The organism is Paenibacillus cremeus (assembly GCF_007786445.1).
GTDB classification, from domain to species: domain Bacteria; phylum Bacillota; class Bacilli; order Paenibacillales; family NBRC-103111; genus Paenibacillus_G; species Paenibacillus_G cremeus.
This window is the reverse complement of the sequence record NZ_VNJI01000049.1, coordinates 1-25,467: the sequence shown is the minus strand read 5'-3', so window position 1 is coordinate 25,467 and position 25,467 is coordinate 1. Positions and strand designations below refer to the sequence as shown.

Sequence of the window (25,467 nt, the reverse complement as noted above, 5' to 3'; positions counted from 1 at the left end):
ACTCGAATGTATACGACTTCTCGAGAAAAGGCAGGTGCCCTATGCCCCAGCTTCGACTAAAAAAATCTTGGCTGATCCTTCTGACTGGCGCAGCCGTCCTTGTCACCGGCACGCTGCTGCAAAGCACGCTGCGCAGCGACACGGCACATTCCGCTGGAACGGAGCCGGCAGCGGATTCAGGTGAAGCAATTTACGAGCAGCACTGCCTCGTCTGTCACGCTGCAGAGGGCCAAGGGGCCGGCAAATACCCGGCGCTCGTCGGTGAAGCCGCCCGTAAAGGCCGGCTCGCAAATTACGACAAAGCGTACGCGTTCATCAGCCGCAACATGCCGCAGAATAATCCCGGCTCCTTGAAGGATGATGAATACAAGGCAGTGACGAAATATTTGCTAGGCTTAAACGGGATCCCCACCGATTTGAGCGACGTAGCGAATCATTGGGCGTCCAAAGAAATCCTAGCGCTGTTCGATAAACGGGTAGTTGACGGCTATACCGAGAACGGGAAGCTGCTGTTCAAGCCCGATCAATTTATTACCCGGGCGGAATTTATCCGCTATTTTGTGAAAGCTAAGGAATGGTATTTGACCAATGAGACGCAGTCGGATCTTACCGATCTGCCGAAAGCGGGGGATCGCGTCTACATTTTGACGGCGGTCGAGAACGGCTTGATCGAGGGCTATCCCGATCATACGTTCAGGCCTAAAGCCGCCATTACCCGGGCGGAAATCGCCGCCATTCTTGCCCGAAGCGAGCTCTTGAAGCCTACGGGACCGGCAGCCTTCAAGGACGTCAGCTCCGGCTTCTGGGCAGAGGAGGCGATCGCGGCCGTCCAGCAATCCCAGTTATTCGGCGGCTATGAAGACGGCAGCTTCCGGCCCGCGCAACAAATTACCCGGGCTGAAGCGGCTGCCGTCATATATCGGTTGACCAATCCGAGCTAGGTGAACAGGAGCAGGTAATCCCTAATTTCAGAGTGGAGGAGCATCTTTGACATTACAAACCGAGCGGATCTACATCCGATCTTTAACGCAGTCCGATGCGGACGCCATGCAGGCGCTTCGTGAACGAAATCGCGCGTTTTTGGAGCCGTTCGAGCCGATTCAATCGGACGAATCGTTTACCCTCGGTGCCGTGCGCCAGACGATCGAGCAGTATATTACGGATCAAGCCAATGACCTTAGCTACTCCTTCGGCATTTTCTTACGCGACACCGATGCCTTAATCGGACGAATTCGGCTGTCCAATGTATTTCGCGGGCCTTGGCAGAACGCCAATCTGGGATATTTTCTAGCCGAAGAGGCTAACGGGAAAGGCTACACAACGGAAGCGGTCGGACTCGTGCTGCGATTCGCCTTCGAAGAAGCCCACCTCCACCGGGTTCAAGCCGGCATCATGCCCCGCAACCTCGGCTCGATTCGCGTAGCGGAGAAGAACGGCATGCGGCCTGAAGGGCTTGCCAAACGCTATTTGAAAATCAACGGCGTCTGGGAGGATCATGTGATCTATGCTATGACGACGGAGGAATGGCTGGAGAATAATAGGTAGTAAAAAAAAAGCTGTCGCTCATGCGATCCCTAGGATGGATCACGTGAACGGCAGCTTTTTTATCGTAAGATCTTATGCAGCGTGCTGGCTTGCCTTGCGGGCATCCTCCCGATCGGCTGCGATAAACCGCGTCAGCAAGTACAGTGCCGCCAGCGAGAGGATCGCGCCGGTCAGGAACGGCATGCTGTGGCTGTAGTCGTAAACTGCAGCGCATAGCAGCGGTCCGGTAATCCGGCCCAAGCTGTCCATCGACGAGCTTAATCCGGAGGCGACGCCCTGCCCTACCTTCGTTTTTTGCGTGATAAGCGAGGTCACACAGGGACGGATCAACGCATTCCCTGCCGCAAACACGCTCAAATAGATGGAGGCCGTGAGCAAATTGCTCGACAGCAGGATGAGCACGAAGCCGATCGCAGAAAGCACTAGTCCAATGCCGGTCACGCGGGCCTCTTGCCCTTTTTTGATCAACCGCCGTACGACTCCGCCTTGAATCAACGCTCCGACCACGCCGCTTACAGCGAACATAATCCCGAGCTGCGTCGCCGACGCCCCAATCTGATCCCGTTCAAACAGCAGCAAAGTCGCCTCGATCCCTGCAAGGGAGAACGAAACGAAGAACGACAGCACGTACAAATACTTCAAAGCCCCGACAAACGCGGTCCAGCGGGAAGCTTTGGCTTGATGCGGCATTCGACGCTTCTCCATCGACAGCGACTCTGGCAGCATGATGAGCGCAAACAAGAACGTGGCAAACGCCAGCCCCGAAGCCACGAAGAACGGCACTTCGTAGCCGTAATGGCTGAGCAAGCCGCCGACTGCCGGTCCGAAGATAAAGCCGAGACCGATCGACATGCCAACGAGTCCCATACCCTTCGTCCGGTTCTCCTCTGTCGTAATATCAGCCACGTAAGCGACCGCACAGGCGGTTGCCGCACCCGAGAACAATCCGCCTAAAATCCGCGACGCGTACATCAGCAGCAAATTGCCTCCAGCGAGACCGAACAGCAAGAAGCTGATGCTGAATCCGAGCGTTCCGATTATAATGAGCGGACGGCGGCCGATTCGATCCGACAGTCCTCCCCACACCGGCGACATCAGAAACGAAGCGAGCGAGTAAATCGAAAGCAGCATGCCGAGGTGGAAGTTCGATGCTCCGGAACCTGTAATGGCGTCAGGGAGCACGGGAATAATGATGCCGAAGCCGATAAATATCGTCATCAGCAGTACCATAATGATGGCCAGCTGTTTTTTCATAGCCGTAATTGCCTCCTGAGCAAAAGAATAGTCCAATGGTGACGAAATCCATCTTATCGTACCATAACTTTTTTGCTGATGGAAACGTTGCTTAGGAAGATTAACAAAATGGACAAATCCAAAGCGGGGTTATTTTTGCCAAAAAGTTAACAAACTACAATTATATTTGCTTGCAACCGCGCCCTATTTTGATATACTCAATTTTGTTGCTTTTTTTCATAGTACTTCAATTTCAAATTTCACTAATGAAGGGTAGGGATGACCGTGGATCAAACGAAAACGCCCCTGTTTACCGCGTTAAAGGAGCATGCCGGACGCAATCCAGTGCAATTTCACATTCCAGGACATAAGAAAGGTGTCGGCATGGACCCCGAGTTCAGGGAGTTTATCGGCGACAACGCGCTGTCCATCGACCTGATCAATATAGCGCCACTTGACGATTTGCATCAGCCCACCGGTGTGATCGAGCAAGCGCAGAAGCTCGCTGCCGATGCGTTTGGCGCGGATCATACGTTCTTTTCCGTGCAGGGCACCAGCGGGGCGATCATGACCATGATTTTAACCGTTTGCTCGCAGGGTGACAAAATCATCGTGCCGCGGAACGTACATAAATCGATTATGGCTGCGATTATTTTTGCCGGGGCGAAGCCCGTGTTCTTGAAGCCGGTCCGCGACGAAAATCTCGGGATCGACCATGGGGTGACGACGAGCTCGGTGCGAAGAGCGCTTGAGCGCCATCCGGACGCGAAGGCCGTGCTTGTCATTAATCCGACGTATTATGGCGTATGCGCCAACCTGAAAGAAATCGTGGATATTGTCCACGGCTACAATATTCCAGTGCTCGTCGATGAGGCGCATGGGGTGTTGATCCATTTTAACGAGAAGCTTCCGATGTCGGCCATGCAGGCGGGCGCCGATATGGCGGCTACCAGCGTCCATAAGCTGGGCGGCTCCATGACACAGAGCTCCGTGCTCAACATTCGTGAGGGCCGTGTCAATGTGCGCCGGGCGAAAACGATCATCAGTATGCTGACGACCACCTCAACCTCGTACATTCTGCTCGGCTCGCTCGACTGCGCACGGCGCAATCTGGCATTGAACGGTCAGGCGATCGCCGACCGCGCCATTGAGCTGGCCAATTATGCACGCAAAGAAATTAACTCCATCCCAGGGCTGGAATGCTTCGGTGAGGAAATTCTCGGTACGGAAGCCACGTTCGATTATGACCCTACCAAGGTGAATATCCATGTACGCCACTTGGGTCTCACCGGCTACGACGCCGAAAACTGGCTGCGCGAGCACTATAATATCGAAGTCGAAATGAGCGATATGTACAATATCCTCTGCCTGGTGACTCCGGGCGATACAAGAGACAACATCGAAACGCTGCTGACTGCGCTCCGCAGAATGTCGGAGGAAAACTACAATATCCGGACAGCCAACGAGCTCGTGATCAAAATTCCGAAAATTCCACAGCTTACGCTGACCCCGCGCGACGCATTTTACGGGGATACGGAAATTATTCCGTTTAAAGAATCAGCTGACCGGATCATCGCGGAATTCATTTACGTCTACCCGCCAGGCATTCCGATTCTGCTCCCTGGAGAAGTCATCTCCCAGGACTTGATCGACTACATCACCGAGCACATTGAAGTGGGACTGCCTGTCAAAGGACCGGAAGACCGCAGCATCGAAAATGTCAAGGTTATCGTAGAAACGCCGGCTATTTTCTAAGAAAATAAAACACCCCCTGGCTCAATTCATCTGAACCAGGGGGTGTTTAGTTATTCCTTTGGCTTACACGCGTGCACTCCGCTTCTCTTCCCACCAAGCGATAACATCCGCCACCGCATGGTCGTTGTGGTGCTTGCAGCAGTGGTTTGCTTCCTGCAGCAGATCCGGATGCGCATTCGCTACCGCAATACCAATCCCTGCGCGCCGAATCATCTCCAGGTCGTTCAAATGATCGCCCATCGCCACGCAGTGCTCGGAGTGAATGCCCAGCTGCGCAGCAAGCTGCTCCAATGCGTGCCCTTTCGAGGCCCCTGCGGGCAGCAGCTCCAAATATTTATCATCCGACCGCACCCAGATGACATCCGCAGTGCCTTTCAGCTCCTCAGCCACAGCAGCGACTTCATCCAATCGCTTCGGCTCCCAAGCGAACAGCACCTTCATCCATGGCTTGGAAAGCGTAGTATAGTCAGGTGCCGCCTTTTCAGGAAAACGCTCAATGGCCCGGTGACGCAGCGTGGTCTCATTTTCACGTACGATGTAAGGGCTGTCCCCGTTCTCCTCGTAAATTTCCACGCCTAGCTCCGGGAATCGCTGCATAGCGCGCTCCATCACCCCGATAACCGATTCGGGCAGCTCTTTGGCCCAGACGGTCTCATCCCGCTCATAGTCGTAGACGACGGCTCCATTATATAAAATCGCAGGAGCCTTCACCGGCAGCTGCTCCACATAACGGCGTGCCGACGCGGTAATCCGACCGGTAGCAATGGTGAACAGCCCGCCTTCTTCTACAAATCTCTCAATCGCCGCCAGATTTTCCTTGCTAATCTGCTTGTCACTGCCCAGCAGCGTACCGTCCAGGTCCGTTACCAGCAGGCAACCGCTAAATACTTTCTGATCCATTACGCCTTGATCTCCCTCTCGAGTTGACAACTCCATATTGTATTTCCAAATTCTTAATGCTATGATGGTTCTGGTGCTCGCACAAGCATGTAAGCCTTTCCAGTCCACTATTTAGGCAGGTGCAAACGTCATGGCGCAAAGCGCATATATTAAGTTTGTCGAAGGATCCGCCCTATCTTCCATTACCTTGGATGATCTGAAACAACAATTATTGCATTATAAGGAGCAGCTCGCGCTCACAGGCAAGCAGCTTGGCTGGGAATACGATGATGCCGGATTTCCTTATTCGATTGAAACCAAGACCGAGGGTGAAGGCAAATGGTTTTACCTGAAGGGAAAGAGCCCTCTGTATAAATACATCGTCTTGGGTGTCGGCTCGGATGCTTCGGACGCATCGGATGAAACCGGCCGTCCCTTCGTTCAAGTGGTGCTGCCGGATGACGCCACCATCGGTGATAAAGCGAAAGGCAATGAATTTTGCAAATATTTCGGCCGCTTATGGAAAGCCGAGCTTCATCTGTTTAACGGACGCATTATGTACTTTAATCCACGCAAATAAGTGTTTTGAGGCTGCTGAGCTGCCCGGTGTCACCGGAGGCCGGCAGTCTTTTCATTTTCCAAGCTTCGTCGCCTTTCAAAAGAAAAACCCTTCTCCTTGTAGCCATTATGAACTTCAAAGGTTCACTATGGCTACCGCTGCAAGAAGGGTTCCCATTCTTATTGTTCTTGCTCTTCCACGATCTCTTCGTAGATCTTCACAACGCGCTCCCACTCGGCCTCATCTTCGATGCTGGCCAAGAACGCTTCGCCGTCTTCTTCCTCGATACGGAAAATGACGCCGTCCGCTTCCATATCGTTGCGGTCCAGCAGAACAGCATACGCTTGTTCGCTGACTTCGAACGTGTAAACCATCACCATCTCATGCTCTACACCCTCTTGGTCTGTTACGATAAAAATATCATCTTCATGATCATGGTCACATGAAGCATCATGTATGTGATCGCTCATTAGAAAACCTCACTTCGTCTTAGATTGATTGCACCACCGTATCGTAACATGATGACGGAGCGGAAGTCAATGAAGGCTCAAAGCGGTTTCATAGGCTATTCCGAGAGAATCACTTTCTCAGATACGACGGTGTAGTCCCCGCCTTCATCTTGTTTAATAGAAAATTTCACAACGTAGTTGCCTGCTTCGCTGAACGTGACGTTGAACGGCCAAGGATACCAGAAGCTCTCCCGCTGCCCTCCTACCACCTTCTCATGCACCGCTACCTGCTCTCCGCTAGGAGAAACGATGGAGATTTTGAACGAGTTGATCGGGGTCTTCAAGCTATCCACTTGAGCGAATACGGCAAAATCCAGCCGATCCCCCTTCTTCACGCCGCCGAACGGCTGCTTGATCGAATAATCGTTGTCAACCTTCTTGGCAACAAACATATGTACATTAGGCTTCTGAATGTTCACGGTATTCGTTGAGCTGTCCCATTTCACCAAGGCATGCAACGTCTCTGATAGCACACGAACCGGAAGCACGGCACTTCCCTTAATCAAAAAAGCAGGCGTATCGGAATCGCTAAACGATTTTTCTTCATTGTTGATCATGACTCTTGCTTTCGAAAAGCCTTCGTAGTCGCCCCACATGGAGCTAGCTACAGCCCCTGTCGCCCCGAATAAGGATAACGACAGCGCTAACGTCAGCAATCGCTGCACTTTCATTCCCAGCAACCTCCATCATGTTCTTTCGTCTCTGAATGGTTATACTCCGAAGCCGGGTAAAGGTTGCGGACATTCACTCAAGAAAACTCATTTTTTTCAAAAACACGCTAGATCTAGTTGCAGACACGAGTTATTTTTCGTTTTTACACAAAATATGGTAATAATTCAAAGCCATTTAGGCTTGAAGCTTTCATGCTTCATACTTAATGGCAGCATTATTTGTCAAATGGTGTCATATCTCTCTTGAACGGTTTCTTCCCCCGTGTTAGATTTAGGAAAAGGACCTAAGACGTAAAAAGGGGAGGATCGCAAATGAGCCTGCAAATTCAAATGATCGGTACGGGAAGCGCGTTTGCGAAAACCTACTATAATAACAATGCTCTGGTGTATACGAAGCATTTTACGCTGCTAATCGACTGCGGAGCCACCGCCCCCCGGGCACTGAACGAATTGCAAATCCCCTTGCCGAACATCGATGCCATTCTCATCTCCCATATTCACGCAGATCATGTAGGTGGACTTGAGGAGCTGGCCTTCCAATACATGTATAACTTTAAACGCCGAACGAAGCTGTTCGTGCCGGCAGCATTGGAGGTCCCACTCTGGGAGCATTCGCTTCGCGGCGGCTTGGAGAACATCGCAGAAGGCATACATAAGCTGAGCGACTATTTTGACGTCATCCCGCTTCCGGAACGCGAGCCGGTAGCCATCCATCCCGAGCTCACCATCGAGCTGCTGCCAACGGAGCATATTCCTCATAAGCCAAGCTATGGGTTCCTGCTGAATGAGCGGGTATACTACAGCGCCGACTCGAGGCTCAACGGCACGCTGCTGACGGAGCTATTTGAGAAGCGGGGATGCGAGCACTTCCTCCATGAATGCCAGCTGGGCGGCTCCAACATAGTCCATGCGACGCTAGATGAGCTGCTAACTTTGCCCGAGGCGCTCCAACGAAACGTGTTGCTCATGCACTACGGCGACAATATGACGGATTTTATAGGAAAAACCGGCTGGATGCGCTTTATCGAGCAATTTAAAACGTATGAATTCAAATGAAGAAAACCCGGAACATCATACCGATGAGCCGGGTTTATTTATTGGCGTTATAATCGTTCCGAGACGACCTTCGGTTGGGTGAACAGCAGCAAGTAATCGCGTCCCCCCGCCTTGGAGTCGGTACCGGACATATTAAAGCCGCCGAACGGCTGAACGCCTACCAAGGCGCCGGTGCATTTGCGGTTCAAATACAGGTTGCCGACGTGAAATGCCTCGCGCGCCCATTCCAGATGCTCCCGATTGTTCGAGATCACCGCTCCAGTTAAGCCAAAATCCGTCCCGTTGGCAATGTCCAGCGCTTCCTTGAACGTATTCGCCCGAGTGAAAGCGAGCACCGGCCCAAAAATTTCCTCTTGCGAGATTCTTGCCTCCGGCGGCACATCCGCGAATATCGTCGGCGAGATGAAATAGCCGTCGTCCGGACTCCCCGTTTCTCCACCTAAAACCAGGTTTCCTTCTCTTTTGCCGATTTCGATGTATTCCTTGATCTTATGAAAAGCCTTCTCATCGATGACCGGGCCCAAGTAAACTCCAGTACGCGGATCCCCCATTGCAATTCCCTTAGCCTTCGCGACAACGCGCTTCAGCACCTCGTCATACACGGCATTATGAACGATGGCCCTTGAGCAGGCAGAGCACTTCTGGCCTGAAAATCCGAAGGCGGAGGCGGTAATCGCATCGGCTGCCAGCTCCAGGTCCGCATCCTGATCCACAATGATCGCATCCTTGCCGCCCATCTCCGCGACCACCCGTTTGATCCATCGCTGCCCCGGAACGGTCTTCGCAGCCCGTTCATTGATGCGCAGCCCGATCTCTTTGGAGCCGGTAAAGCTGATAAACCGTGTAAGCGGATGATCGACGAGCGCATCTCCCACTTCGCTTCCCGCCCCCGGCACGAAGCTGACGATGCCGTCCGGCAAGCCGGCTTGCTCCATCAGCTCGATGAATTTCGCCGCAATGACTGGCGTCGTGCTGGCCGGCTTCAACACCACGGTGTTGCCTGCCACGACGGCGGCCGAGGTCATTCCAGCCATGATGGCCAGCGGAAAATTCCAAGGCGGAATAATAATGCCCACCCCGAGCGGAAGATACGTCCACTCGTTATCCTCCCCTGCAATTCGCACCAAGGGCTGCCGCTCATCTAGCCGTTCCATTTCCCGGCCGTAAAACTCCAAGAAATCAATTGCCTCGGCAGTATCGGCATCCGCTTCCACCCAGCTTTTCCCTGCTTCATACACCATCCAGGCAGAAAATTCATGCTTTCGACGACGCAGCAGCGCCGCCGTTTTATACAGCACTCGTGCGCGATGTGAAGCGGGCACCTTCCTCCATTCTTGAAAGGCAGCCGCAGCCGTCTGCATCGCTTGCTCTGCAATGGCTTTATCTGCTTGTGCGACCTTGCCTACAACCTGCGTTGGAACGGCGGGGTTGATCGATACCAGCTTTCGGTCGGTCAGAATTCGTTCCGCTCCGATTCGTATCGCATATTCTTTACCCAGCTCGGACTCCACTTTGCGCAGCGCAGCTTCAAAGCTTTGCTGCTCCTTGGGATCGGAGAAGCTCGACAGCGGTTCATTCCGAAACGGCTCCAGCATAACAGACGCCTCCTTAGGTCTTAAAAATTGGTCTCCTTCCGGGCGACGGGCGAATAAGATATATAACAAACACGAAAAAGGGCCAAGTTCAATGAGCAGCTTTGTTCTTAATATGTATGCGACAGCCCTCTAGGGCATTACGAATGCATCAGGGAAAGGGGGATTCGCTATGGATCTCGGTACCAAATTATTCCGCTCCGTCCTGCTTACGATGGCAGGCAACCGGGCGGTGGCCGCTGTGGCCCAGCGCTATGGCCTGAAGCTTGGGGCGAGGCGGTTTGTTGCAGGGGAGACGCTGGAAGAAGTCATGATGGAGGTTGCCAAGCTGAACCGAAAAGGGATTTCCGCGACGATCGATCATTTGGGTGAGGGAATTCGATCAATGACAGAGGCTGAAGCGTTCAAGCAGGAATATTTGAAGCTGCTGGATTGCATTCAGGAGCATAAGGTAGAGGCAGGGATTTCCTTAAAGCCTACGCAAATGGGACTATCGCTTGATCCCGATGCCGGCTTTACGCATATTCGCGATATTGTTCAGCGTGCTCGAAAGCACCAGGTGTTCGTTTGCATTGACATGGAAAATTCCCCTTATACGGACTCAACGATAGGCATTGTACAAAAGCTTCACAAAGAAGGCTTGCGCAACGTTGGCACCGTCATTCAGGCCTATCTTCACCGCAGCTTGGACGATGTGAACCAACTGACTAATAAAGCAGTCGTGCTGCGTCTGGTGAAAGGCGCCTACAAAGAGCCGAACAACATCGCGTTTCGGTTGAAACGAGATGTGGATGAAAATCTGAAGCAGCTCATTGCAGCAAGACTCGATTCGGGCGTCTATACGGCTATCGCCTCCCATGATGCGGCCATCATTGATTGGACCTGCACCTATGCCTCAGAGCGCCGCATTTCACGTCAGGCGTTTGAGTTTCAGATGCTGTACGGGGTAGCCTCTCCGCTTCAAGAGCGCTTGGCCAAGCAGGGCTACAAAGTCCGCTGTTACGTGCCTTATGGGCGCAAGTGGTATCCGTATTTTGTGCGGCGGCTTGCCGAGCGGCCGGCGAATGTGATGTTTATCTTAAAAAATTGGCGAGTGAGGAAAAAGTCATGAGCAGATTGAAAACCATCACCGTGGTGAACGTTCCCTTCGATTTAGGTGCGGGGCGGCGCGGAGCAGCCCTTGGACCTGACGCCATCTTAAATACCGGACTCATCCCCAGATTGACTAGTCTTGGCCACCGCGTTGAACCGATCCGCACGGTGAATCCGCAGAACACGACAGCCGGGAACTCTGTGAACTCGCTCTCCGGCTTACTCCATTTAGCCGAGGTGGCGGCTACCAATCGGGAGCTGGCGCATGAGACCGCCGCGATTGCGGCGAGCGGAGGGTTTCCTCTCGTGCTTGGCGGCGACCACAGCGTAGCGATCGGTACCATCTCCGGGCTTGCCCAAGTGCACAGGAAGCTCGGCGTCATCTGGTTTGATGCGCATTCGGACCTGAATACGGCAGAAACGACGCCGTCAGGCAACATTCACGGCATGTCCTTGTCCGCGCTGCTGGGCAAAGGCCATGACCTGCTCACCGGGCTGGGCGGACCGTCGCCCAAGCTGCGCCCCGAGCATGTCGTGCTGATCGGTGTCCGGGATCTCGACCCGGGGGAAAAGGCCCTGATTGCTGCAGAAGGCATCCGCTGCTTTACGATGCACGACATCGATCGCCTCGGCATGGCCAAGGTGATGGAGGAGGCGCTCCGCGTGGCTGGCGACCGGACGGATGGCCTGCACATCAGCTTCGATATCGACAGCGTAGATCCCTATGAGGCACCGGGCACCGGGACGCCAGTACGAGGCGGGCTAAGCTACAGGGAAGCGCATTTGGCCATGGAGCTGCTGGCCGAATCCGGCCTCGTCACCTCAGCAGAGCTGGTCGAAGTGAATCCTACGCTGGAGTCCGACAATCGAACGGCGAAGCTGGCGGCGGAGCTGATCTGCTCGCTGCTCGGCGAAACCATATTGTAAAGGGGCTGAAGCCGCATGGCTACCGATACCCGCACCTCCGATATCATCCAGACGACCGAGCAGCTTGGTGCAGCCAATTACCGGCCGCTTCCGATCGTCATCACGAAGGCTAAGGGCGTTTGGGTCGAGGATCCGGAAGGACACCGGTATATGGATATGCTCAGCGCTTACTCCGCTTTAAATCAAGGCCACCGGCATCCGAAAATCATCGCAGCGCTGAAGCGTCAGGCAGAACGGGTCACGCTTACGTCCCGAGCGTTTCATAACGATCAGCTGGGTATGTTTTATGAAAAGCTGGCGGCCTATACAGGCAAATCGATGATCCTGCCGATGAATACCGGTGCGGAGGCGGTCGAGACCGCAATCAAAGCTGCCCGGCGGTGGGCTTACCGTGCGAAGGGAGTAGCCGACGATCAAGCGGAATTGATCGTTTGTGAGAATAATTTCCACGGCCGAACCGTCACAATTACCTCCTTCTCCACCGTGGAAGAGTACCGGGATGACTTTGGCCCGTTCACTCCGGGCTTTAGGGTGATTCCCTTCGGCGATCTCCCGGCGCTGGAGCAAGCGATCACCCCCAATACAGCAGCCTTCCTGGTGGAGCCCATGCAAGGAGAGGCCGGCGTCCTACTCCCGACTCCCGGCTATCTCCGAGCCGCAGCCGAGCTGTGCAAGCGGCACAACGTGCTCTTGATCGCCGACGAGATTCAAACCGGCTTCGGCCGGACGGGACTACGCTTCGCTTGCGACCACGAACAGGTCGTGCCCGACGTCTACGTGCTCGGCAAGGCGCTGGGCGGCGGCGTCATCCCAGTTTCGGCCGTGGCCGCCGACCGCGAGGTGCTTGGGCTGTTCGAGCCAGGCTCGCATGGCTCCACCTTCGGCGGCAACCCGCTTGGCTGTGCGGTGGCGATCGCCGCTCTGGATGTCATCCAGCAGGAGCGACTAGCCGAACGGTCGCACAAGCTGGGAGCGTACTTCATGAGCCTGCTCAAGAAGCTTCGCTCCCCCCTGATTCAGGAAATCCGGGGCAGCGGGCTATTTATAGGCATTGAGCTTTCTGTACCCGCTAGAGCTTATTGCGAGAAGCTCATGTCCGCCGGCCTGCTCTGCAAAGAAACCCATGAGCGGGTCATCCGCCTGACCCCGCCGCTTACCATTACACGCCCGCAGCTGACTTGGGCGTATGAACGGATTCGAGGTGTGCTCGATGCAGGAATATAATGCCGCCTTCTTACACATGTTAAGATGGAGGAGGCGAAAGCAATGGAACAAAACCAAGCGCAAGTGGTCGCTGTCCGCAAGAACGGCGACGGAGATATCGTAGAGCTGAAGCTGTCTAACGGCCAGGTCGTGGACTACGTCGAAGCCCAGCATATGGCCAAAAACGGCCAAATCGCCAATGTCAATGTATTTCGCGGGCGTGACGGCGACGAGCATCTCCGCTCGAATGCCGATGGCGACCCGACCAACAATCTGGATAATCTCCCCGGATTTTAACCCTATCCAAAAAGCTACCCAAACCAAGCTGCATGCAACATTTAGCGGCTTGGTTTTTTCACGTGCCGTGCCCCCCCAACCTCTTATCCAGGACACGAAATTTATATAAGGCTCGACAGCAAGAAAAAGAATTTTAGAGAAATTTGGTGGGAAAAGCAGGAATTTCGGGGGCTGACACAGAATTTTATTATTTATAGGATAAATTATTGAACGGTCGGGAGTTGAGGTTCCTTGAATGTCAAATGGATCATCCTCATCTATTCTTGCATTATATTCGCCTATTCCCTTATTACCGGCTCAGCCACTTCCCCGCTTCTCCTAGCTCTACTTGCAGCATTATATGCCATCAGCCACTTTGTTAGCCAACGCATTCCCATACATAACTTGCTTCAGCTCGTTTTGCTAGTTGCCTTTCATTGGTCCAGCGGCTCGGAATGGTGCATTCCGCTCTATCTGCTGCATTTATGCCGAGAGTACCGAATTTCGTCCTTTAATACCGCCTTTTCTATCAACATCGTGCTGATGCTGGCGTTCTCCGCCGTTTCGCTGTCGCACAATCCAGATGTCAGCAACTATATTCCAGTGGCATACACCGCTCTAAGCTGTCTGGTTCTTGCTTATTTGTACTGCAAATACATCCATGACTTCGAGCAGCAGAAACAAATGTTCACCAATGAGAAAAAACACCTCACAACGCATGATTCGCTTACCGGCTTATATAACCTCCAAGAATTTCATAAGCAGTTTGAGAAGCTCGTTAGCTCCGGAGATACAGTTATTCTCGTCCTGATCGACTGCAAGGATATCAAAGCGCTGAATACGACCAACGGGTTCCAGGGAGTCAATAAAATTCTGAAGCAGGTCGGCCAGCTGCTGCGCATTATTTTCCCCGACGCTTCGCTGATTAGCCGTTACGGGGGCGATGAATTCGCGATCGTGCTCAAATGCGACGACTTGCAGCACACTGTACATACCATCACGCAACAGCTCGCGTCCGAATTCCCGAAGCTGACCGGCATCGATATTCATTTTGGCATCGCTTGCCATCCGGTGGACGGGCTGACGAAGGACGATCTGATCCTTGTTGCGGAGCATTCCCTTTATTTAATGAAGCGAGAGAGCTGGCTGAAGCGCGAGGAGCATATGCTGCGCTCGGAGAAGCTGAGGGTCGTCGGAGAGCTTGCTTCCGGTATGGCACATGAAATCCGCAATCCGCTTACGACGGTCAAAGGATTCCTGCAGCTGTCCAAAGCCAGCAGCTATAATATTGAGCCGTGGTACGATCTGATCATGGACGAAATAAACCGGATGAGCATGCTAACCGCCGAGTTCCTGCAATTCTCCCGGCCGCACGTCACCCAGTTTAAGGTCCAATCGATTCAAAAATGCATTCATCGCGTCATCTCTCTGCTGGATTCGGAATCGACCCGGCTGGGCCATTATATCCGCTTTGAGCCCAGAGAAGAGCCGATTCTCATGATGATGGATCAAGATAAAATGCTGCAGCTCCTGCTCAATTTGGTGAAAAATGCCTTCGAAGCGATGCCCGAGCAAGGACAGGTGCACATCAAGCTGCTGCCCATCGACCAGAAAGTGATCATCGAAATTACCGATACCGGCAAAGGCATTCCCGAATCCGAGCTGGAAAAAATCTTTATTCCGTTCTACACTACTAAGGACTCCGGCACGGGATTAGGCTTGTCGATCTGTCACAAGATTGTCCAAGACCACGAGGGGACGATTGAAGTGGAAAGCGTCAAGGACGAGGGCACCAAGTTCACCCTTACGCTCCCTACGGTGTCCCCCAAGACGACGGAAACCACAACTAAAGCAGCCGAGACTACCATCTCAGCTTAATCCAAGAAAGCGCGCTGCGCTTTCTTTTTGTTTCGCATGCAAAGCTCCCCAGCCCGACAAAGGTGCCTAGCAGCGCCCCACCCAGTACCTCGGCGGGAAGATGCCCCAGTCGCTCCTCGAGCTCATTATCTTTCTCCACAGGCATATGCGGCATCTGCTGCTTCGAGAGCTTATTCACCTTCTCGTCTAATTCATTCACTTCCGTGGCAATGAGGCCTGCTTGCCGACGAATGCCCATCGCATCATACATGACAACTAAGCTAAGGGTGGATGCAATAGCGAATGACGACGACGCAAACCCCTTCTTCATGCCGATATACGTGGCTAGTGAGACGACACCGGCGGCATGTGAGGAGGGCATTCCGCCTGTACGGAACATATCCCGCCACTCCCACCTGCCGCCGTTTTCCTTCATATTCGATGGAATCTTAAGCACTTGAGCTGCCGCGATGCCGGCAATGGACGTCCATAACGCCCGATTCATGGCCATCACCTCAAGCTTAGCATCCTATTCCCCGATTGATTCTATACGTGATTCTAAACGCTTTTCGAACACCAGAGTGCTCTCCGTTTCCTTCCAAGTCATCTGTGCACCGACTAACCGCCCCAGCTCATTCGCTGAAATCATGGGCTCGCCCCCCACATTGTTTAACTTTAGAGGGACGCGTTTGCCGTCCACCACAGCCTCCTCCTGACCCGTACGAACGATGAAACTGTGACCACCCCAGCGGAAAGCGACGGTTGCCTTTTTCGCCAATTTAGTGCGCGCCAGCACTTTTAAAGGGATGTTAATCGTTCCGTCCTGATTCATACTTACGCCGCGAGTCCCCATCGCCTGGAGACGACCGTCTATCATCATATACATGATCGGCCAACGCTTCAGACCTTCATTCCGTAAAATGTTGGTTAAACCCTGCTGGTCCCAAGGCGGCGGAATGTCGCGAAGCACTTTCTTAATGGAGGTACTTGAATTGGATTCATTGATATTGGAAAGTTCAACCCAATTGTCGTAGAGCGGAGTGTTGGTCATTTGACGTGTATCTTCATGGTATGCCCAAATCGACACATGCCCATAATATTTGTCGTTCGAATGCTCAGCCGCTGAAATGGGAATCGTGATCTCCAGATCCTCCGCGCTGTCCGATTCCATCGTTGCGATCTCACGCTCAGGCCAGCCACCTGCTGTCGGGAACAGCACCAGCTTCGCCGCGTACAGCACCTTCCCAGAGAGCCAGTCCTCTTTTACCGATTCAAGCTTGACCTTCAGGCGGGCGGGCTCGTCACCCGATGCCTGTTCCAGCTCCATCCCTTGGATTTCCGGTTCGGTCAGCAAGGGCTTCGCCAGTAATCCCGCGGCTTTCTCCCAATACTCGCGTACAGCAGGCAAGGTATAAACGGAAGGAATGTATTCATTCTCATGCCGCGCATAGTTCACAACCTCCTCCGGACGAGTCGGCGGCTTTTGCGAAGCGATGCCGAATAACAGGACATAGTCCTCCGCCATGATCTCTGCCGGATCCCACTTATGCTGATAGGTCATCGGACTGCCTGACCACCGGATCGGATAGCCATCCAGCTGCCGCAGCTTAGACCACTCACTTGCTTCCGTCAGCTCATTAGGCGATTTGCCTTCTTTTTTCTTCAACCAATAGTAGGTAAAATGGTGACCATATTCGTGAACCAATATCCGCTCGACGGGAATGACATCCGCTTCATAAATTCGGATAGCGCTTTCATTTTCGTTGTAGCCTCCGACCCGGGCACCGCTTTTTCCCGTGCTCCTCTCTGGATCCAGCACGACCTTCTTAAGCGATTGCAGCTCTTCCCCATGGCCGCAATTCAGCAGCATCTGATAAAGCCCCTCCAGCTTTGCTTCATCCCACTTCTTGCTGTAGCTCGTGAACGAAATCCCCTCAGGGGAATTGTATGCGCTTTCTATTTTTCGTTCATCTGCGTAGCCCATCGGTGTCATGGTGGACATGATCATCAAGCTGAATAGGAACATCCAAATTCCTACTCTAGTCATTGACCCCTCCTGCGAATCTGTCATGGTAGCATTCACATTGAATTATGTTAAATATACCACATTTCAGACCGATTCATAGTCAAATTTTTGTAACAACATGTTCTATTTTTGTTCGCATAGGTACTGGGGTCATGGGACTGAAGCCGAAGGGGAGGAAGCGGGCAATGAACACCCAATGTTCGTTTTGCACGGCTTCCTTTTTTCAAACCTACTTTAAAGGGGGGTGATCATGGAAATCGGGTAGCTGGCTTCTTCATCCTCACCGATGGTGCCCCAGGCCATAATGCCATTCAGATAACGCACCACAAACGGAAGCTGGACGTGCTCCACTTTATATGCCCCGGGTGGAAAATCCGCCGGATCGAGCGTGTACGCCATCGCCGTGTAATACTTGCGCTCCAACACCGCTTTCTGGCTCGCAAATTCAGCCTCCGCGATCTCTTCGCGAAGCTGCTTCATCTCCGCCTCCAGTTCTTGCTTGGTCATTTCGCTAAATAACTTTTTCATAGCCGTTCGCACCTTTCGTTTCTTTACTGCTTTTATCGACCGTGTCCGATCCACTCAATCGTCCAGTCTGTCCATTCGACTCGAACCATGTCAAGTAATGTAACAAACTATTAATAGTAATTCCATCCATATCCTGTATAATAGAAGAGAACCTACGCTAATAAGGAGGCACTGGCCCAGATGACCACGGAATTGTTGTTTCGCGACAAGAAAATTCCTGTAAGCTTCATTTCTAGTGATCAAAAAGCGATTCCTCAGCTGATCAGCGTACTGGAAAGCAAGCATGCCCGTTCGGCTACCGCCGGACAATCTGAGCTCAACGATATTTCGCGGATCGAGATCATCGGAAATCATGCGATACTACATCGAAGTCAATCGGAAGATAGCATTCAAATGCCGCTCTATTAGAGCGGTCTTTTTGCTTTACAGTGCATATTTCAGGTCTTGTCACGAACCTAAAATGTACGTTATAGTAGGTTTACTAACATCATTATAGTAAAGGGTTGGCATGCTATGGCTACAGATAATAAACGTAACTTTTTTCGACTTTTGTTCTCCCATCCCATAGGTGCTGAGATTAAGATCATTGGACATGATGACAGCGACCCGGATTACAAAGTATTCAAAACCGCGTTGGTAGATATCAGCGCCGGTGGTGCCCGTTTCTATACGGTGAATCCCTTGCCTGAAGAACATAACCTGCTCGTCGAGATGAAATTTACCGCCTTAGGCAAAGATTTTCGGCTTCTTGGCACCATCGTACGGTCGATTTTGCCTGAACCGGGGCATTATGAATATTGCTCCCAGTTTTCATTAGATGAAGCGGACACCACCGCGCTGACGAGCATGATTAATGCGTTGTCCATTAAGCTGCGTAAAACTCCGACCCCGTCGGGCTGCAGCTTTTGTCCGGCAGAAGAGCTGGCCGACTTCCTGCCCCTAACTCGGACGCCCCGATAAGCCGGCAGCGAGATACGTCCTGCCGGTCTCGGTGTGCCATACCCAGCTGTGGAACAAGAGCTGCTCCGATCGGAGCTTATCATGCAGATCCTTCATCCCCAGCACTGCTGCCTCCAGCCCATATTTCCCAAACACCTCGAACAAATAGCTTGTCCGCTCTTGCTCCGACTGGAGCATGTACAGCTCGTCCACGATCCCCTTCTTTGCTTCGTCCAGCAGTACCATCTCCGTCCAGGCCACCACTCTGCCTTCCGGCTTCAACAGTGCTAACAGCAGCTGATTATAGTCCGTCACAAGCCCGTTCCGCAAATACACCAGTGCCTCCATCACCTGCCGAATATCGGATGCCGAATACCGTTCCATATAGCCGTGGAATTGCGTCAGGGCATACAAATAAAACAGCTGCGTATGCACACCTGAGGAAACGACCAGGGAAAACGATTTTTTCAAATGTAGCAAGCGCTCCTGCCGGCGAACTTGGAAGGCGCAATCGCGTAAATAGCCCGCCAGCTCCGCCGCTGGCGCTCCGTTCTCCAGCATTTCTTCATACGTCTCATAAAATGAAATTTGGTCCAAGCCTGTATAGTCTACGCGCGTCAGCGATTTCAACCGGCTGAGTGCAAGCCCTCCAGTCGACTCCAGCCACTCCTGCAGCATGTTGTCTTCACTGTCCATCACGGTCACCTGCCCAAAATGAACCGCGAGGGCCGGCAGATCTACCTCTCCGTGGTTGCCGGCTCCCAGCACTACCGCTTTCTCAGGACGCCCAAGCAGTCTAATCGATTCGTCCACGAGACGGCGAACATGGTACCGGTGTGTACCGAATTCTTTGCCCCCCCAGTCAAGCGTCTCCCCTTCGGGTTCGATCATACTCCTCCCTGGAAACGGCGGTCTCATCCGGTCAAAATGGTTCATCCTCATCCCTGCTTTCTCCAGCTTGTCTCTGCTCCACATTATAGCATATCGCCCGAACTAAAAAACACAGACGAGAACACGTCTGTGTCACACCATTTTCTTTGGCGGCCGATTACCTGGCTTGCATTCGCTTGAATTCGGTCTGAGGGTCGTACACGATATGAGGGTTTGAGATGTTCCGGACGTCATTCCAATAGCACTGCACTTTATCCCCTTGCTCCACCCCTTGGTTCATTTTGCAGCCGGAGCAGTAGTGCGAGATCTGGTAGTCGTTTAACGGAACGACTTTATTCCGCAAGCAGCAGTAGATACTGCCGTACTTGGTCACGTGGTTCACATGGGTCACAAATGGCATCCGCATCATTCCTCTCGTGGTAGTATGAGGCGCTACCTAGCATAGCGCGTTTTTAATAGATTGATTATATGATAGGCGCTATAAAAAAACGCTCGAAATTTGCTGGCGAAACAGATTATTTTTCACCTTTCTATGGTAAAATTTCAGTTAACTCTTGACATGCTAGCGCTCCCTTGGTAATATAGAAAATGTTCACACGAAATATTGTATCATGACTTGTTAGCTCAGCTGGGAGAGCACCATCTTGACAGGGTGGGGGTCAGTGGTTCGAGCCCACTACAGGTCATATAAGAACAGAAGCCCGAGAATCCTTGATTCTGCGGGCTTTTTTTATATAACAGATTCATGAAATTAGACTAAAACAGACACTATTTCAGCTGATTGTTGACGAGTTGTTGACGAAAATTTTTTTGCTTCTCAATGAGCTACATTAAGAGATAAATTTTTCCATGTGTACATACCAACGGTGTGACAAGGAATTTGATTTCTTATGTGACTGCATGGCATATTCGAGCCAATTTCCTGACTTAGTGATGATTGTTCTAGTTTCTTCATCGATAGTATTATTTGTGAAGAATTTAGGAAACCAATTAAGCCTAAAAGCCGCGGATCCATTAAATTCCAAAACAACGACCCATTGAAAATTGTGCTTGCCAATGAAGGATTTCTACAAGACCCCGACGACTTGGAGTCAGTCAAAAACATTTTCAAGGTATATATTAAAGGGATTGCAGAGCAGCTTGCAGCTATCGATCCTAAGTACCAGCTCGTTACCCCAAGTGTAAGCCAAATCGATGATGACGAACAGCTTGAGGAGTACATTAAACAAAATTTCGGACATAATCATCATCAACAAAGCTCTCTTCGAATGGCTCCTCTTAATAAAGGCGGCGTTGTCGATAGTAAAGGACGAGTGCACGGAGTGAAGAACTTAATCGTAGCGGATGCTTCCATTATTCCGTTCACGGTAGACGGTAATACGGGCGCCCCTGCGTTTATGATTGGGTTAACGATTGCAAATCAAATCATTGAGTCATCAATAGGCTCTAGCAAATAGATCCTTGATTCGAGCGAGAGTAATCATAAGATTCCCGTCTGGAGGGAACACTTAAAGCCGCTTATAATGCCAGCATTCTATTATCGGTTATCGAGCTAATTTTGCGGGCCAATTTCATTCAAGATTATGCTCATATGTTTGTGTCGTAAAAAGATTATGCATATAAGTTTGTGTCACCTGACATCTTTCTCGTAGAGCAGCTGTCCGGTGACACAAACAAAGAACCGATGACCCCTTGAAATAATCAAGGCCCCTTATATAAAGCGTCAGGAACATAGATAGCGCTTCTAGGGCATGTAGAAGGATCGATAATGGATTTGGTCAGTAAATGCCTTATACATCAGGAGTTTATGCAACCATAACAGAATTCAAAAATTCCTCTTAGTCTCTTTGACAGGGTGGGGGGCAGTGGTTCGAGCCCACTACAGGTCATACTGCGAAAACCTTGGCTTACAAGGCTTTTTTTATTTTTTCCGAATCATGAATCGCTGTTTTTTCCCTGTCAAAACCGATCTGCAGTTACATGGTTCACCTCCTTTATTGCATAATTACATCGTCCCATTGGGAACGTGGTGTTCCCACGTTTGCCCAGCTCGCGAAACCGATAAACGTCTTATCATTGAGCGCTGCGTCCGTCTGCTGCTGCATCTGTACATTATCAATAAACGCTGTATTCGTGTTGCCGCTGACGACAATCTTCACGGTATACGTTTGCCCATCTACCGGGTTAAATCCCGTGGTAGCGTAGTTCGTGGCTGCGCTCGCTACGTTCTTCTCCATGCGTGTTTGCCCGCCGTCCTGCAAGACGAACACCCAGCGGTTTGCGCTTGTCCCGTCTGACCGCCACATAATCGCCGCCGCTTCTCCGGCTTTATAGGTGATTTTGACCGTGAGAGTATAACCATCCGCCGCCCCGGCGTTAGTAAAGCACATTCCAAAGCCTGATCCGGCGGCGATATATGCCTTCGTGCCATTGGCCCCAAAGGTCAGCGGAGAGCCCGCACCATTAAACCAGGTTTGCCCGGTATCAGAAGCTCCAAGTGGCACCGCGACACGGCTAAAGAAATCCGCAAATTTATAGGCAGGACCGCTGCCCGGATCCGGTGGAAGCGGATCTCTCGCGGGTGATTGTATCGTTGCTGAAACTACAACGGACTTAGCGGATTCATTGCCGCTAATATCTACTGCCGTAATGGAAAAATGATACAGTGAATCATAGGTGAGGTCGGTCACCGTGTACTGTGTCGTCTTCCCCGCGTTTATCGCAGTGCCCCATGTACCTCCGCCATTGGCAGACACATACACGTTGTAGTGGCTTAGATCGGCATCACTGACTGCGGCCCAGTTCAAGGTGACGCTGCCGATTCCTGATGATGCAGTTACTCCGCTCGGTACGGCTGGCGGTATTCCATCGGCAGGCTTCAATGGCGATGCGCTGACCTCGGCTGATTTCGTTGATTCATTGCCGCTAGTATCCACTGCTGTCACAGCGAATCGATATGAGCTGCCATAGGTGAGGTCGGTCAACGTGTACTGTGTCGTCTTCCCTGCGTTTATCGCAGTGCCCCAGGTACCTCCGCCATTGGCAGACACATACACGTTGTAGTGGCTTAGATCGGCATCACTGACTGCGGCCCAGTTCAAGGTGACGCTTGCAATTCCCGACGTAGCGATTAATCCCGCTGGAATCGCTGGCGATGTCTGATCCGGTGCACTCCATGTGACGGATTGAACCATCGCGGTTTTTACCGATTCATTACCTACCGTATCAACAGAGGTGACGGAAAAGCTGTATCGTATTCCGTAAGTCAGACCAGTGACGGTATACTGTGTGACCTTCCCGGCATTAATCGCCGTATTCCAAGTACCCCCATCATTTGCGGACACGTATACGCGGTAAAGGGCCAAATCGTTGTCGGCTACTGCGGACCAGCCTAACGCAACATTTCCGATCCCGGGGCTCGCGTTAAGACCCGTCGGAACTGCAGGAGGAATAAAATCGCTAGATGATGATCCTCCACCTCCGCCCCCTCCTCCACCGCCACCGCCACCGAAGCTAGGTACTGCATTTACTTCGGTAAAGTAGATCCTACCCAAGTCTAAGTTTGCACCTGCCGTAGGAGCGGTGAACAAACGAGTTAATTCAATTTTTTCGCATTCGCAGAGAGACGGATGGGGCGACGGATCATCAAACCGTCCGAGACTTTGCGGATTTTTCGCAAGCTGGGTAAATGGATCTTCCACGATACCGTTCCGGCGGATTTGGTCGCTAAGGACGGTATCATAAATAAGCGACAGCCTATAATTCAATTCCGGAGCAATACCGGCCTTAAATTCACCCTCCGCATTGGTAACGGCGACAAAAGTGGGGTTCGTCGTGAACGAGAGGATGACCCCCGCCGCTGGTTTTCCATCCTTATCAATAATTTTTCCGGTAAATGTAGCTGCTTTCGCCGCTTTGAGTGTAAAGGAGGCAGCATTTGTTACAAATTGGATGGCTTGGTGGGAAGCAAAGCCCTCCTTCTGCAGGGTCACATCATACGAACCATAAGGAAGCTGCATCGTCAACTTACCATCTGGGTCCGTTTTTCCCCACTTGATAACGGATCGCTGATCCTTCATACGGACAAACACATATGCATCTGCGAGTGGGGTGTCGGAGATCGTTACCGTTTGGATCGTCAACGAATGATCGAAAACGGCTGCCTTCTGTTGGAATCTGTACAGCAAAACGGCCGCTTCGGCCCGGGTCAACGGCTGTTCACCCCGGTACGTGCCGTCAAGATAGCCTTCCAAAACTGACGCCTCTGACATTGCCGTTACGGCTGGAGCAGCCCATGAAGGAATCGCATCCTTGTCATGAAACGGAAGTGTCCCTTTGGGGCTCAACTTCAACAACCGGTTCAACATGACCGCAACTTCCTGCCGATTAATAGGCTGATTTGGCCGGAACGTACCGTCCGGAAACCCTTGAACCCACCCCTGTTGTACGGCTTTCATGACCTCGTCAGCAGACCATTCGCCTGCCAAATCTGAAAATCTCGGCTGTGAAGACTCGTCAGAGGATTTCTCCCCTGATACCCGGTTCATCATTGTGACCAGTTCCGCTCTAGTAAGTGTACGCTCAGGGTAAAATTTTCCGTCTTCATAACCCTGAATTATACCTGCCTTGAGTAAAGCGGAGATCTCATTCGCGGCCCACTCGGGAAGCGCTACACTCTGGGATATTGGCTTTTCACTTGATTCGATAGACAAGTCTGACGTTGTCGCCGCCCAGGTGGGAACCGTAGCCTGCAAGATGATAAAAAAAATAAGAATTATTGAGAATTCTTTTTGAAATTGAAACCAACGCCGATTCATACCCAGCCTCCAATAAGCCTAAGCCTTAGTTTATAGATACATTATGTATCTCAAATAACGCACTACCTGCTTATAACAACACAACCTCCTTCTCACCCTGGAAGATTAATGAGACATTACCCCATCGCATTCCATTTTATATACATAAAAATAATAATATTTCAGCGTTACAAAATCTGTCGGTATCTGTAACGAATTCTTAAATGTGATTAAAGCACTACAATAATATACGTATGTTCTATGGATTGCAGGGGCTAGATGAACCGCCCTTTTAAAGCAACCTGCAAGTTTCTCCAGTACTGTTTTCATTCGCTCCGAGTGGAACCTATTAATGGTGTTCCGGTCGTTGCCTGCCCGCGATCCACATGAACATGATGTTTTCGCGAACAGCTTTGGCAATCTGTCGGGAGGAATAAATCCGCTGGTGTAGGCATAGATGATGACTTTGGTTAGCATTTTGGGGTGATAGCTGTCTCGTCCACCTCCTGGATAGGCTGCGTCGAAGATGGCATCGTCGAGACGTTTGACGGCGGCGTTAACAACACGAACGATGTGATTCTGAGGAATGTCTTCTTCTAAATCCTTTTGCGGCAAAGTTGATCCATGGTATATTGAATGTACAAAGAAACCGTCTCCTTAGTAAGTGGTTGGGTGGTACCTCCATTTTACCAAGGAACGGTTTCTTTTTGTTGTATTAAATTAAAGAGAGGGCATCCCAGCCAGTTTCATGGCTTTTGAGACAGCCTCTTTTGGCGTTATTTAAAGGTTTTCGTACGACAAATAGTCTAAAATATCTTGTTTAATTGTCCTTCTATTTAAATCCTCCATTATAAAGAGTTTCATTTGTTGCTTCTTCCATTCACTACAAATCAACAGACTGGAATTGAATATACTCTATTGTCAACATCTATAGCATGATAAATCGTATAGCACGTAGTATACTCATTCTTGTAACCAGCACGAACGGCTCAAAAAAACTTAAACAACCAGGAGGCCATACAACATATGAAAAAACAAGTATCTTCCATTCTCTCTCTTGCATTGGCATTCTCGATGTTTTCGTCTGTAGCAATGGCTGCCACAGCTCCTAAATCCGCAGATGATTTCACTGA

Annotated in this window: 24 protein-coding genes, 1 tRNA gene and 2 pseudogenes; 14 read left to right on the top strand and 13 right to left on the bottom strand. The window is 51.4% G+C overall.

All coding sequences use genetic code 11. The features are described from left to right. Nucleotides 1-41: 41 nt before the first annotated feature. Both FPZ49_RS27505 and FPZ49_RS27500 read left to right on the top strand, forming a co-directional pair. The gene (locus FPZ49_RS27505; RefSeq protein ID WP_144853243.1) at nucleotides 42-941 is read left to right on the top strand and encodes an S-layer homology domain-containing protein; all 900 of its coding nucleotides are present in this window, start codon (nucleotides 42-44) and stop codon (nucleotides 939-941) included. Nucleotides 942-987: 46 nt separating this feature from the next. After that, nucleotides 988-1,545 (top strand): GNAT family N-acetyltransferase, encoded by a 558-nt coding sequence (locus FPZ49_RS27500; protein ID WP_144853240.1) that lies wholly within the window; start codon nucleotides 988-990, stop codon nucleotides 1,543-1,545. A 72-nt stretch (nucleotides 1,546-1,617) separates the two neighbouring features. On the opposite strand, the gene FPZ49_RS27495 is transcribed toward FPZ49_RS27500, so the two are convergent. Next, complete coding sequence (locus FPZ49_RS27495) at nucleotides 1,618-2,799, bottom strand: MFS transporter (protein WP_144853238.1); 1,182 nt, start codon at nucleotides 2,797-2,799, stop codon at nucleotides 1,618-1,620. A 264-nt stretch (nucleotides 2,800-3,063) separates the two neighbouring features. Between FPZ49_RS27495 and FPZ49_RS27490 the strand changes: the two genes are divergently transcribed. Next, nucleotides 3,064-4,533, top strand: a complete 1,470-nt coding sequence (locus FPZ49_RS27490) for an aminotransferase class I/II-fold pyridoxal phosphate-dependent enzyme (protein WP_449289945.1) — start codon at nucleotides 3,064-3,066, stop codon at nucleotides 4,531-4,533. Between the two features lie 63 nt (nucleotides 4,534-4,596). Here the strand turns inward: FPZ49_RS27490 and FPZ49_RS27485 are convergent, their stop codons facing one another. Continuing rightward, nucleotides 4,597-5,433: a Cof-type HAD-IIB family hydrolase gene (locus FPZ49_RS27485; RefSeq protein WP_144853234.1), complete on the bottom strand. Its 837-nt coding sequence runs from the start codon at nucleotides 5,431-5,433 to the stop codon at nucleotides 4,597-4,599. Between the two features lie 130 nt (nucleotides 5,434-5,563). On the opposite strand from FPZ49_RS27485, the gene FPZ49_RS27480 reads away from it, so the two are divergent. Beyond that, on the top strand, nucleotides 5,564-5,992 hold the full coding sequence (locus tag FPZ49_RS27480) for a DUF1885 family protein (RefSeq protein WP_144853232.1): 429 nt from the start codon (nucleotides 5,564-5,566) through the stop codon (nucleotides 5,990-5,992). 158 nt (nucleotides 5,993-6,150) lie between these two features. Here FPZ49_RS27480 and FPZ49_RS27475 read toward each other — a convergent pair whose 3' ends face one another. Continuing rightward, nucleotides 6,151-6,441, bottom strand: a complete 291-nt coding sequence (locus FPZ49_RS27475) for a DUF1292 domain-containing protein (protein ID WP_144853231.1) — start codon at nucleotides 6,439-6,441, stop codon at nucleotides 6,151-6,153. Nucleotides 6,442-6,536: 95 nt separating this feature from the next. After that, nucleotides 6,537-7,151, bottom strand: coding sequence for a stalk domain-containing protein (locus FPZ49_RS27470; protein WP_144853229.1), 615 nt, complete (start codon nucleotides 7,149-7,151; stop codon nucleotides 6,537-6,539). Nucleotides 7,152-7,463: 312 nt separating this feature from the next. Here FPZ49_RS27470 and FPZ49_RS27465 point away from each other — a divergent pair, with 312 nt between their 5' ends. Then, complete coding sequence (locus tag FPZ49_RS27465) at nucleotides 7,464-8,207, top strand: MBL fold metallo-hydrolase (protein WP_144853227.1); 744 nt, start codon at nucleotides 7,464-7,466, stop codon at nucleotides 8,205-8,207. A 47-nt stretch (nucleotides 8,208-8,254) separates the two neighbouring features. On the opposite strand, the gene pruA is transcribed toward FPZ49_RS27465, so the two are convergent. After that, nucleotides 8,255-9,802: an L-glutamate gamma-semialdehyde dehydrogenase gene (pruA, locus tag FPZ49_RS27460; RefSeq protein ID WP_144853225.1), complete on the bottom strand. Its 1,548-nt coding sequence runs from the start codon at nucleotides 9,800-9,802 to the stop codon at nucleotides 8,255-8,257. 169 nt (nucleotides 9,803-9,971) lie between these two features. Here pruA and FPZ49_RS27455 point away from each other — a divergent pair, with 169 nt between their 5' ends. From FPZ49_RS27455 to FPZ49_RS27435, 5 genes are all read left to right on the top strand, one after another. After that, nucleotides 9,972-10,910: a proline dehydrogenase family protein gene (locus tag FPZ49_RS27455; protein WP_144853223.1), complete on the top strand. Its 939-nt coding sequence runs from the start codon at nucleotides 9,972-9,974 to the stop codon at nucleotides 10,908-10,910. Further along, the gene (rocF, locus tag FPZ49_RS27450; RefSeq protein ID WP_144853221.1) at nucleotides 10,907-11,818 is read left to right on the top strand and encodes an arginase; all 912 of its coding nucleotides are present in this window, start codon (nucleotides 10,907-10,909) and stop codon (nucleotides 11,816-11,818) included. Before FPZ49_RS27455 ends, rocF begins: the two co-directional genes overlap by 4 nt. A 15-nt stretch (nucleotides 11,819-11,833) precedes the next feature. Then, complete coding sequence (locus FPZ49_RS27445; RefSeq protein ID WP_144853219.1) at nucleotides 11,834-13,042, top strand: ornithine--oxo-acid transaminase; 1,209 nt, start codon at nucleotides 11,834-11,836, stop codon at nucleotides 13,040-13,042. 42 nt (nucleotides 13,043-13,084) lie between these two features. Next, entirely contained in the window at nucleotides 13,085-13,318 is a 234-nt protein-coding gene (locus FPZ49_RS27440; RefSeq protein WP_144853217.1) for a DUF3892 domain-containing protein, read from the top strand. A gap of 231 nt (nucleotides 13,319-13,549) precedes the next feature. Continuing rightward, nucleotides 13,550-15,175 (top strand): ATP-binding protein, encoded by a 1,626-nt coding sequence (locus tag FPZ49_RS27435; protein WP_144853215.1) that lies wholly within the window; start codon nucleotides 13,550-13,552, stop codon nucleotides 15,173-15,175. On the opposite strand, the gene FPZ49_RS27430 is transcribed toward FPZ49_RS27435, so the two are convergent. The 3 genes from FPZ49_RS27430 to FPZ49_RS27420 form a co-directional block, all read right to left on the bottom strand. After that, on the bottom strand, nucleotides 15,159-15,659 hold the full coding sequence (locus tag FPZ49_RS27430; protein ID WP_144853213.1) for a divergent PAP2 family protein: 501 nt from the start codon (nucleotides 15,657-15,659) through the stop codon (nucleotides 15,159-15,161). The genes FPZ49_RS27435 and FPZ49_RS27430 overlap by 17 nt on opposite strands. Nucleotides 15,660-15,683: 24 nt before the next feature. Further along, nucleotides 15,684-17,201 carry a hypothetical protein gene (locus FPZ49_RS27425; RefSeq protein ID WP_144853212.1) on the bottom strand — a complete coding sequence of 506 codons (1,518 nt, stop codon included), beginning with the start codon at nucleotides 17,199-17,201 and terminating at the stop codon, nucleotides 15,684-15,686. A 213-nt stretch (nucleotides 17,202-17,414) separates the two neighbouring features. Then, complete coding sequence (locus tag FPZ49_RS27420; protein ID WP_144853210.1) at nucleotides 17,415-17,708, bottom strand: DUF1811 family protein; 294 nt, start codon at nucleotides 17,706-17,708, stop codon at nucleotides 17,415-17,417. A gap of 180 nt (nucleotides 17,709-17,888) precedes the next feature. Between FPZ49_RS27420 and FPZ49_RS27415 the strand changes: the two genes are divergently transcribed. Both FPZ49_RS27415 and FPZ49_RS27410 read left to right on the top strand, forming a co-directional pair. After that, nucleotides 17,889-18,116 (top strand): hypothetical protein, encoded by a 228-nt coding sequence (locus FPZ49_RS27415; RefSeq protein ID WP_144853208.1) that lies wholly within the window; start codon nucleotides 17,889-17,891, stop codon nucleotides 18,114-18,116. Between the two features lie 105 nt (nucleotides 18,117-18,221). Beyond that, entirely contained in the window at nucleotides 18,222-18,668 is a 447-nt protein-coding gene (locus tag FPZ49_RS27410; RefSeq protein WP_144853206.1) for a PilZ domain-containing protein, read from the top strand. On the opposite strand, the gene FPZ49_RS27405 is transcribed toward FPZ49_RS27410, so the two are convergent. Together FPZ49_RS27405 and FPZ49_RS27400 are read right to left on the bottom strand one after the other, a co-directional pair. After that, nucleotides 18,648-19,622, bottom strand: coding sequence for a hypothetical protein (locus FPZ49_RS27405; RefSeq protein WP_261381651.1), 975 nt, complete (start codon nucleotides 19,620-19,622; stop codon nucleotides 18,648-18,650). The two genes, FPZ49_RS27410 and FPZ49_RS27405, sit on opposite strands and share 21 nt — an antisense overlap. Nucleotides 19,623-19,695: 73 nt before the next feature. Further along, a complete protein-coding gene (locus FPZ49_RS27400) occupies nucleotides 19,696-19,938 on the bottom strand; it encodes a hypothetical protein (protein WP_144853204.1) in 243 nt (80 codons plus the stop codon). Nucleotides 19,939-20,151: 213 nt separating this feature from the next. Here FPZ49_RS27400 and FPZ49_RS27395 point away from each other — a divergent pair. Both FPZ49_RS27395 and FPZ49_RS27390 read left to right on the top strand, forming a co-directional pair. Continuing rightward, nucleotides 20,152-20,224: transfer RNA gene (locus tag FPZ49_RS27395), tRNA-Val, on the top strand. Between the two features lie 267 nt (nucleotides 20,225-20,491). Further along, nucleotides 20,492-20,995 carry a GMC family oxidoreductase gene (locus FPZ49_RS27390; RefSeq protein ID WP_144853202.1) on the top strand — a complete coding sequence of 168 codons (504 nt, stop codon included), beginning with the start codon at nucleotides 20,492-20,494 and terminating at the stop codon, nucleotides 20,993-20,995. Between the two features lie 537 nt (nucleotides 20,996-21,532). On the opposite strand, the gene FPZ49_RS27385 is transcribed toward FPZ49_RS27390, so the two are convergent. The 3 genes and pseudogenes from FPZ49_RS27385 to FPZ49_RS37935 all read right to left on the bottom strand — a co-directional run. After that, complete coding sequence (locus FPZ49_RS27385; RefSeq protein WP_261381650.1) at nucleotides 21,533-24,088, bottom strand: S-layer homology domain-containing protein; 2,556 nt, start codon at nucleotides 24,086-24,088, stop codon at nucleotides 21,533-21,535. An 18-nt stretch (nucleotides 24,089-24,106) separates the two neighbouring features. Further along, nucleotides 24,107-24,355 (bottom strand): annotated as a pseudogene (locus tag FPZ49_RS37665) (S-layer homology domain-containing protein); the annotation flags it as partial. A 291-nt stretch (nucleotides 24,356-24,646) separates the two neighbouring features. Continuing rightward, nucleotides 24,647-24,978, bottom strand: a pseudogene (locus FPZ49_RS37935) (transposase); the annotation flags it as partial. Between the last annotated feature and the right edge of the window lie 489 nt (nucleotides 24,979-25,467).